Here is a 6,147-nt window from a genome sequence, read left to right as displayed (position 1 = left end):
TTCCTGTTCCCGGTACGCGCGCTCAGCCGGGTGTTCCGGGGCCAGTTCATGCAGGCGCTGCGGCAACTGGCCACGCAAGCTGACGCGCCCTCGGATGCGAACCTCAGCGCCAGTGGGCGGCGGGCGCTGTATCGCCACGACTGGGTGGTCTACGCCAAGGCGCCGATGGGCGGGCCCGCGCAGGTGCTGAACTACCTCAGCCGCTACAGCCACCGCACGGCCATCGGCAACGAGCGCATCCGCTCGGTCAGCGCGCAGGAGGTGGTCTTCAGCGTGCGTGCCGACAGCCACGGCGGCCAGCGCCTTGCGCACCTGGCCACGGGCGAGTTCATCCGCCGGCTGCTGCTGCATGTGCTGCCCGGGGGCCTGCAGCGCATCCGGCACTACGGCGTGCTGGCCAACGGCTGCAAGAAGACCCAGCTGACCCAGGCCCGCGCCGCACTGCAGCAACCCGCACCGAACCCCCTGGCCAGCGAATCCGCCGCGGCCTTCATGGCCCGCGTGGCACAGGCGCAGATCCACACCTGCCCGAAGTGCCGCGGCCCGCTGCAGGTGATCCAGGTCCTTGCCGGGCTGCGCCGTCTGGCGGCCCCAGGGGCCGACATCACCGCGCCGCACACGCAGGCACGGGCGCCGCCATGACAGGCACCGGGTTCACCCAGCGCGAGGGACCTCAGCGCCTGCACTCAGCACGCGGCGCAGGGCCGCTCTACGCCCACCGTGCAGGCCTGACACCGAGCGATGCGCACAGGCGCAGCGCCTGGACCCGCAGTGCCGCCCCAGACCACGCAAACCCCCATGCCGGGGGGCTTTACGCCAGCGGCCCTGCCACCATAATGGGCTCAAACAGCGGCCCCGGGCGATGCAATCCCCATTGAGCCGCCACACAGGCCCCCGCGGCCAGGGACGGCACGATGGTTCAGTTCAACACGGTTTATCTGCCTCGGCTGCCCGCCGCGCGCGCTGCCGGCCGTCGGGCTCGGCAGATAAACGCTATCTGTTAGGGCTCAAGTGCATGCACAGCTCTCCTGCCCCCGTTGATCTTGCTGGCCGAGCGCTAGTCGCATGCGCGGCAATTGTGGTTGCCGCAAGCGCAATCTACTTTGGCCTCTTCTCGTGTGGCGGCTATGCGTGGCACAAGAGTGCCTTCTTAGCTGTTGCGCTTATTGCTTGTGTTGTTGCGATCGCTTGGCCAAGTCGGGTGCTGAGCTCCATACGTCGAAAAGCGATCTTCTTGCTGCTTGTTGGACTGGGCTACGTCTTGCTCAAGGCGGCGGCGGCACCCTTCTATCCGAGAACGCCAGCTTCACTGGGAGAATACGGTCGTTTGTTTCTTCAAGCGCTGGAGTTTGGGTCATGCGGTTGAGCCCTAACCAGTCGCTCGAGCCGACTCGCGTCGGCACGCCGCCGCTCGCGGCTCAGCTCCAACGTTAGGCCTCACATCAAATGCACGTTTCCATCGAAACCTTCAGCCCTTCGAGCTTGTTCTCAAGGATTCTCTGGGACGCCCGATTGGAAACCTGGGACTCCACCGCATACAGAGCAGAAGTGCGCCGCTTCGCCGAGCAGTCGAAGCCTTCAGACGCCGCTGCCTTGAGCTTGGAGTCAATCGCAACTTCGTCGCCGCTGTTCAAGGCATCGGTGTATAGGTTGACGGCAGTCCAGAGCGAAAACAAGCCGGAAGTTGTTGACCTAATCATTGACTGGGTTTCAAGGGACCAGAGCGAGAGACACAGAATCACTTATTCATCGGTCACTTCGCTAAAGTGCACCGGGCTTCAGAGTCTGCTTGTTGGAGGCGAACTCCTGGGACACGAACTCACGCAGTCGAAAGTCGGCTGGCGCCATGCGCTTCTCTTCATTGCGAACGAATTCGCCGTCGTAGAGTGCGCGTCAATTCAATATGCAATACATCCCGTTAGCGCAGGTGAGGCCTTACCCCGCGCTCAAGCTGACTCGCTACGGCAAGGCTTGTAAGCCCGGGTGGCGCCAGTTGTATCATCGTCGCCACCCGGGCTTACAAGCCTCGCCTCCGCGCGCAGCTTAGCTCGCACGTTATGCAGCAGGGCCTTCTCGAATTTGATGGCATGCAGTTTCTTGGCAAGCTTGCAATTGGCGGCGCGCATCAAAAGGTGGGCGACGTCGTCACGCACATGAGCGAGCGCGCTTCGCAGGTTCCGCTGGGTCGATACAAAGGTGCGCTACCGCGGCCTGGCCAAGAACACGGCGCAACTGCACACGCTGTTCGCGCTGGCCAACCTGTGGCTGGTGCGGCGCAAACTGATAGGAGCGCAGGCATGAGTGCGTCCGCAGTTCGCGAAAACGGCCATGCTGGTGCCTCCTTCGTGGCTGATGACCTGCGAGAGCGGGTGAATCCGAGGCTGGCAGCATCACATTCCGATCAGATCAGGGCATCTGCACACCGTTCGGTGTGTTGTGCAGACCTTCCTCAGGCGTCAAATTCAACTCTTGTCAGCAAACGGAGCCATGAAATGCCAGTCGAGCGCAGACCCTTCGATTACCAACCCGGCGACGAGTTCTTCGCCAACGGCACCGTTCTCAAGGTGAAGGATGGCGACACGTTGATCCTCAAACTGTCAATGGGCGCAAGAATCCTCGATAACGATGACGACGGCCTTGTGGACCTTCGATTCTCAGCGATCGACACACCCGAGAGCGCATACACCGGTTTGTGGCCTGAGCAGCCCTTCGCCAAGGAGGCGAGAGACTTCGCCCGCACGATGCTCGAGGGCAAGGTCGTCACTGCGCGGATGAAAGGCGACTTGACTTACGGTAGATTTGTGGGCGAAGTCTTCGTAGAGGGACGCTCCGCGAATCGCGAGCTCGTGCGCGCCGGGCTTGCCTGGTGGTACAAGTCCTACGAGAAACACGATCTCGACTACGAACGACTGGAACTTGGCGCCAGGGCGGCGAAAGTTGGTCTCTGGTCTGCTCCCAATCCAGTACCTCCTTGGCGCTGGCGGCAGGGCGTTCGCGGTTGACACCTCTCAAGAACTTCCCCCCAAGTGACTGATCTGCAATGAATTTTTCATGTTGCCTGCGAGGTGGGGACGACGGACAGTCCGAACTTGGCGGCGCGTTGGGAGGTCTGGCGAATGATGCGTCCGCGGTAACGTTCCTCGAAGTTGTCCAGGCCCTGGTCGATGTGAACCGCCCCGCGTTCTGCGCAGAGCCGTTGGTTGAAGTGAGGCGGTCGCGCGCTGACCAATGCGTGGTCGATGATGTCTGGTTGTCGAATGGATGAAGGCGCCTCTGGACCGAGACGACCATGGGGCCGCATCCAGGTGCTCGTCGTCTCGCAGTCAACATCAGCGGGCATATAAACGATGCTGTCGGCGACCACCGCAGGGTGGTCCTCCTGGTTCGGCGGGGTCAATACAGGTGCGCGCGTCCAGCGGCGGACGTGAGCCACCGAGCCAGCCGACCACACCCGTTGGAATCAACCATGCCCCACGCCCCCATCACCCAAAAGCCACTGCGCGCGCTGCTGGTGCCTTTGCTGAGCGCACTGCTGGCGTACGCGGCCGCCGCCCACGCCGCACCGGTGAACAAGTGCGTGATCAACGGCAGCGTCACCTTCCAGGAGGCGCCCTGCCCGGCCACGCAGCCTCGGCGCGACCCGACGCTGGCGGAGCTGAACGCGGCCGAGAAGCAGCGCCGCGCAGCGGCCGCGTCGGCACCCAGCGCGGGGGCCAAGGTGCCCTGGCCGTCCACCGCGCCCGCCCCCTCGCCGGGGCCTGCGGCGGCGCCAGCGCCTGCACCCGGGGCGGCGCTGACCCCTGCACCCGGGGCCGCGCCGGGCGCGTTCCATTGTGACGGGCGCCAGCACTGCTCGCAAATGCGCTCGTGCGCCGAAGCCAAGTACTTTCTGGCGAACTGCCCGGGGGTCAAGATGGATGGCGACGGCGACGGCGTCCCCTGCGAGCAGCAGTGGTGCGCCCGCTAGAAAAGCCGCCCATGAACATCGTCTTCACCAAGGGCTCCGGCAAGCATGACCTGATGGAGGTGTTCCAGGGCAGCGGCGCGCCGCAGCGGGTGGAGTGCCCGAAGCAGGGGATCATCCCGCACGACATGGTGCACTTCGCGGTGGAGAGCACGCTGCAGGCGCGCGGCTTCCTGGGCCGGGTGCGCGATGGCGAGGCGGCCGGCTTTCGCATGGCGGCCGAGGCCGACAGCGATGCGGTAGAGCGACTGGTCGAGGTGATCCAGGGCGACGCCTGGTCGGGCGGCGCCACGCCGGCCGACGACATGATCGCGATGTACCAGCTGACCTGCGCGGCGCGGCAGTGCCCGGCGCTGGCGCTGGACGCGGCGGCGGTGGACGCGGTGCGCGCCTGCATGGCCGATCTGTCAGCGCGGTGGGCGGGTCTGCCGGTGGGTGGGCAACTGGAGCTGTCGCTGTAGCGCCAGGGCGCAGACAACGTTGCGTGCGTCCCCACGCTGCCGGGCCGCAGCGCCCGGAAATCACGAATCGCCGCAGCACGCTGTGCAGGCATGCACCCCGCCGCTACGATCGATGGCTTCACCCCACGGATCGAGGAGCTGTCATGGCAGGTTGGTACGAGTTGTCGCGCAACGACAAGGGTCAGTTTTCCTTCGTGCTGAAGGCGGCCAACGCGCAGGTGATCCTGCGCAGCGAGCAGTACGAGAGCAAGGCCTCGGCCCAGGGCGGCATCGCCTCGGTGCAAAAGAACGCGCCGCTGGACGAGCGCTACGAGCTGAAGACGGCCAGCGATGGCCGCTTCTTCTTCAACCTCAAAGCGGTCAACGGGCAGGTGGTGGGCACCAGCCAGATGTACGCCACCGAGGCCACGCGGGCCACCGGCATCGCCTCGGTGAAAGCCAACGGCCCGAGCGAGGATGTGCGCGAGGCCTGAGCGCCCACTGCGCCGGCCTATCATCGGCAGATTGATCGGCACGTGGACCTTGGATCTGGCGGCCCGCCAGGCCACGTGTGCCCCTGCCTCGCCCGCCCGCACCTTGCCAGGATCCACATGCTGCTCACCACCACCCCCAGCGTTGAAGGCCACCGCATCACCCGCTACTGCGGCGTGGTCACCGGTGAGGCCATCCTGGGTGCCAATGTGTTCAAGGACCTGTTCGCCGGCATCCGCGACATCGTCGGCGGCCGCTCGGCCACCTACGAGAAAGAGCTGCAGCGCGCCCGTGACATCGCGCTGCGCGAGCTGGAGGAACGCGCCACCCAGCTGGGCGCCACCGCCGTGGTCGGCATCGACCTCGACTACGAGGTGCTGGGCCAGGGCAACGGCATGCTGATGGTGTCGGCCAGCGGCACGGCGGTGGTCATCGAGTAAATCCCAAGCGCGTGTCGCCCTGATGCCCCACGCCGACGTCCGCTTCGAGATCTGTGTCAATGGCCAGCCGGTCGGCACCATCGGCATCGAGGCCTTCGGTGTCCTCACCGCCATCGTGTCGCGGGTGCGCCGCAGCCCGGACAAGATCGCCGACGCGCATCGCCAGCGGCCCGGCTTTGATGAGGCCGCGTTCCTGCGCGAGGTGTGCGAGTTGTCCATGACGGGGCTGGATTCGGTCCTCGGCGAGCACCGGGATTGGGGTACGCGTCCCTTGGCGGCGGGCGATGTGGTGACCATCCGCGTGCTCGCGGCCGGCCCTTGTGATCCACCGCGCACAGCACTGGCCAACACCCCAGTCTGAACCCCGCCGTACCATGGCCACCTCCTAGCCTCTGCCAACCCATGCGCACCCTGCTGTTGACCGTGAGCTTTCTGGGCCTGGTGCTGGCCGCCGCCTGGCATCTCGGTGCCCTGGCCCCGCTGATGCCGGCGCTGCGCAGCGCCACATCGGCGGTGTTGGGCGCGCCAGCAGTGGGTGGGGCCCGTGTAGACACCCCCGCCGGCCCAGGCGGCCTGCGCAAGTGCGTGGCCGGCGAACGGGTGCTCTACACCGACAGCACCTGCCCGCCGGGCTACGCCACGGCCCCAGTCCAAGGCCATGTCAATGTGGTGGCGCCGGTGGTGCCCGCCTCGGTGCCAGCGGCCAAGCCGGCGCCGGGCACCGCGGCCGAAGGCACGCTGCGCGACCAGATGATCGACCGCGTGGTGAACCGCTGAGGCGCCGACCATGCCGGCAGCCGCACCCGCACCC

The 6,147-nt window shown here is 66.1% G+C and carries 10 protein-coding genes and 1 pseudogene; 9 read left to right on the top strand and 2 right to left on the bottom strand.

Features of this window, described 5'->3' with window-relative positions:
* The coding region (locus KAK06_RS18480; protein ID WP_210803623.1) for an IS91 family transposase at positions 1 to 642 on the top strand (642 nt) is incomplete at its 5' end.
* An 800-nt stretch (positions 643 to 1,442) separates the two neighbouring features.
* Here the strand turns inward: KAK06_RS18480 and KAK06_RS18475 are convergent.
* Positions 1,443 to 1,676, bottom strand: a complete 234-nt coding sequence (locus tag KAK06_RS18475) for a hypothetical protein (RefSeq protein WP_210803622.1) — start codon at positions 1,674 to 1,676, stop codon at positions 1,443 to 1,445.
* Positions 1,677 to 2,190: 514 nt separating this feature from the next.
* Between KAK06_RS18475 and KAK06_RS18470 the strand changes: the two are divergent.
* Together KAK06_RS18470 and KAK06_RS18465 are read left to right on the top strand one after the other, a co-directional pair.
* A pseudogene (locus KAK06_RS18470) lies at positions 2,191 to 2,301 on the top strand (IS5/IS1182 family transposase); the annotation flags it as partial.
* Entirely contained in the window at positions 2,298 to 3,002 is a 705-nt protein-coding gene (locus tag KAK06_RS18465; RefSeq protein ID WP_210803621.1) for a thermonuclease family protein, read from the top strand. The pseudogene KAK06_RS18470 and the gene KAK06_RS18465, both read left to right, overlap by 4 nt.
* 47 nt (positions 3,003 to 3,049) lie before the next feature.
* On the opposite strand, the gene KAK06_RS18460 is transcribed toward KAK06_RS18465, so the two are convergent.
* A complete protein-coding gene (locus KAK06_RS18460) occupies positions 3,050 to 3,364 on the bottom strand; it encodes a hypothetical protein (protein ID WP_210803620.1) in 315 nt (104 codons plus the stop codon).
* Between the two features lie 102 nt (positions 3,365 to 3,466).
* Here KAK06_RS18460 and KAK06_RS18455 point away from each other — a divergent pair, with 102 nt between their 5' ends.
* The 6 genes from KAK06_RS18455 (at position 3,467) to KAK06_RS18430 (ending at position 6,113) form a co-directional block, all read left to right on the top strand.
* The gene (locus KAK06_RS18455; RefSeq protein ID WP_210803619.1) at positions 3,467 to 3,967 is read left to right on the top strand and encodes an excalibur calcium-binding domain-containing protein; all 501 of its coding nucleotides are present in this window, start codon (positions 3,467 to 3,469) and stop codon (positions 3,965 to 3,967) included.
* 11 nt (positions 3,968 to 3,978) lie between these two features.
* The gene (locus KAK06_RS18450) at positions 3,979 to 4,425 is read left to right on the top strand and encodes a hypothetical protein (RefSeq protein WP_210803618.1); all 447 of its coding nucleotides are present in this window, start codon (positions 3,979 to 3,981) and stop codon (positions 4,423 to 4,425) included.
* 143 nt (positions 4,426 to 4,568) lie between these two features.
* Positions 4,569 to 4,898, top strand: coding sequence for a YegP family protein (locus KAK06_RS18445; protein ID WP_210803617.1), 330 nt, complete (start codon positions 4,569 to 4,571; stop codon positions 4,896 to 4,898).
* Positions 4,899 to 5,015: 117 nt separating this feature from the next.
* Entirely contained in the window at positions 5,016 to 5,336 is a 321-nt protein-coding gene (locus KAK06_RS18440; protein ID WP_210803616.1) for a heavy metal-binding domain-containing protein, read from the top strand.
* A gap of 22 nt (positions 5,337 to 5,358) precedes the next feature.
* Positions 5,359 to 5,697 carry a hypothetical protein gene (locus KAK06_RS18435; RefSeq protein WP_210803615.1) on the top strand — a complete coding sequence of 113 codons (339 nt, stop codon included), beginning with the start codon at positions 5,359 to 5,361 and terminating at the stop codon, positions 5,695 to 5,697.
* Positions 5,698 to 5,738: 41 nt separating this feature from the next.
* Positions 5,739 to 6,113, top strand: coding sequence for a hypothetical protein (locus KAK06_RS18430; protein WP_210803614.1), 375 nt, complete (start codon positions 5,739 to 5,741; stop codon positions 6,111 to 6,113).
* Positions 6,114 to 6,147: the final 34 nt, after the last annotated feature.

This window comes from Ideonella aquatica, assembly GCF_018069755.1.
GTDB lineage: Bacteria > Pseudomonadota > Gammaproteobacteria > Burkholderiales > Burkholderiaceae_C > Ideonella > Ideonella aquatica.
The sequence above is the reverse complement of the archived record's forward strand: the minus strand, read 5'-3'. Positions and strand labels throughout refer to the sequence as shown.

Bases quoted from the DNA above. Each gene is read 5' to 3' on its own strand.
- KAK06_RS18440 (WP_210803616.1), top strand. From the start codon at position 5,016: ATGCTGCTCACCACCACCCCCAGCGTTGAAGGCCACCGCATCACCCGC.
- KAK06_RS18435 (WP_210803615.1), top strand. From the start codon at position 5,359: ATGCCCCACGCCGACGTCCGCTTCGAGATCTGTGTCAATGGCCAGCCG.
- KAK06_RS18445 (WP_210803617.1), top strand. From the start codon at position 4,569: ATGGCAGGTTGGTACGAGTTGTCGCGCAACGACAAGGGTCAGTTTTCC.
- KAK06_RS18455 (WP_210803619.1), top strand. From the start codon at position 3,467: ATGCCCCACGCCCCCATCACCCAAAAGCCACTGCGCGCGCTGCTGGTG.
- KAK06_RS18450 (WP_210803618.1), top strand. From the start codon at position 3,979: ATGAACATCGTCTTCACCAAGGGCTCCGGCAAGCATGACCTGATGGAG.
- KAK06_RS18430 (WP_210803614.1), top strand. From the start codon at position 5,739: ATGCGCACCCTGCTGTTGACCGTGAGCTTTCTGGGCCTGGTGCTGGCC.
- KAK06_RS18465 (WP_210803621.1), top strand. From the start codon at position 2,298: ATGAGTGCGTCCGCAGTTCGCGAAAACGGCCATGCTGGTGCCTCCTTC.